This window comes from Kitasatospora sp. NPDC059795, from assembly GCF_042732175.1.
Taxonomy (GTDB): Bacteria; Actinomycetota; Actinomycetes; order Streptomycetales; family Streptomycetaceae; genus Kitasatospora.
Window position 1 is genome coordinate 1 of record NZ_JBHWID010000056.1, and the last position, 1,417, is coordinate 1,417.

A 1,417-nucleotide genomic window follows, 5' to 3' on the forward strand; every position below is an offset into this window, starting at 1 on the left:
GCACTGGGTGTGGTCGTCTACCACGTCGCGTTCCAGGCCGGAGTGGGCAGCTTCGTCGGTGAGCCGGGCAAACCGTTCTGGGGCGTCCTCGCGGACGGTCTGGGGGTCTGCCTTCCCCCCTTCTTCGCTCTGTCCGGAATGATGCTGTACAAGCCCTACGCCCGCGTCACCATCAGCGGGACGAAGCGCCCCGCCACCGGACGGTTCCTCAAGCGCCGGGCCCTGCGCATCCTGCCCGCCTACTACCTGTTGCTCGTCTTCGCGATCCCCGGCTACAACTGGTTCGAGATCGACAGCGTCAGCGACGTCCTGCGGCCCGTGCTCCTCATGCACTTCTACCTGCCCGAGGGGCAGCCGATGCACGGCATCGAGCCCACCTGGACGGTCCCCGCCGAGTTCACGTTCTACCTGGCCCTGCCGCTGATCGCCTGGATCGGCCACCGGCTCGCGCGGGGCGGAAGCACCCCCGCCCAGAAGGCCCGCCGCCTGCTGCTGCCCCTGGCCGCGCTGGAAGTCATGGCCATCGGCTGGGTCACGTACACCAACCTCCCCTCCACCGGCGCGACGATGCAGTGGTACTGGCCGCCCTACTACGCCGGCTGCTTCGCCGCGGGCATGGCGCTGGCCATCTACGCCGCGTACGCCGAGGCGCTTCCCGGGACCCCGGGCTTCTACCGGTTCGTGATCCGGCGTCCGCTGGTCTGCTGGGCGCCGCTCATCCCCCTGTACCTCCTCTACGCCACCAAGCCCATCGGCATCCCGGGCCTGGGCGACAACGCGGCCCTGGCCCAGGAGCTCGTCGACCACTTCATCCTGACCGCCTTCACCCTGCTGCTCCTGGCGCCGATGACGGTCCCCGGGGCAGAGTCCCGGTTCTCGGACGCGCTCTTCACCAGCAAGCCGATCCTCTTCCTCGGCCAGATCTCCCTCGGCGTCTACCTCTGGCACGAGATCGTGATCAACCTCTGGCTCAGGAACGGCAGCATCTTCGGCAAGTCCCCCGTGCCAACGCCCGAATTCCGAGGTGACATGGGGTTCTGGGAACTGTTCCTCTTCACGATCTCGATCAGCGTCGTGCTGGCGACCATCAGCTTCTATCTCGTGGAGAAGCCTCTCATCAAGTTCGGCGAACGCGGCGGGCCACCGCGGGGAAACCTTCCTCCCGCCCCCGCCGAGCCGGCTCTGCGGATCCCGGACCAGCGTCGGCCCGACAGTCCCGCGGAGCCGACCGCCGAGCGCACCTGACTCCCCAAGGAGGCCCCCGTGAGCGCACAACTCAAGATCCTCGCGATCAACGGTTCGGAACGTGACGGCAACACCGCCGACGTACTGCGGCATGCGGCACGCGTCGCCGAGAACCGCGGCGTCGACTTCGAGACCGTCGACCTGCGCTCGATCAGGATGGAGCGGTGCGGGC

General features: G+C 68.2%; 2 protein-coding genes. Both read left to right on the top strand.

Going from position 1 to position 1,417, the window contains the following annotated elements; all coding sequences use genetic code 11:
* A partial coding sequence (locus ACFV4P_RS35925) for an acyltransferase family protein (protein ID WP_380477687.1) occupies window positions 1-1,245 on the top strand: 1,245 nt, incomplete at its 5' end.
* Window positions 1,246-1,263: 18 nt separating this feature from the next.
* A partial coding sequence (locus tag ACFV4P_RS35930) for an NAD(P)H-dependent oxidoreductase (protein WP_380477688.1) occupies window positions 1,264-1,417 on the top strand: 154 nt, incomplete at its 3' end.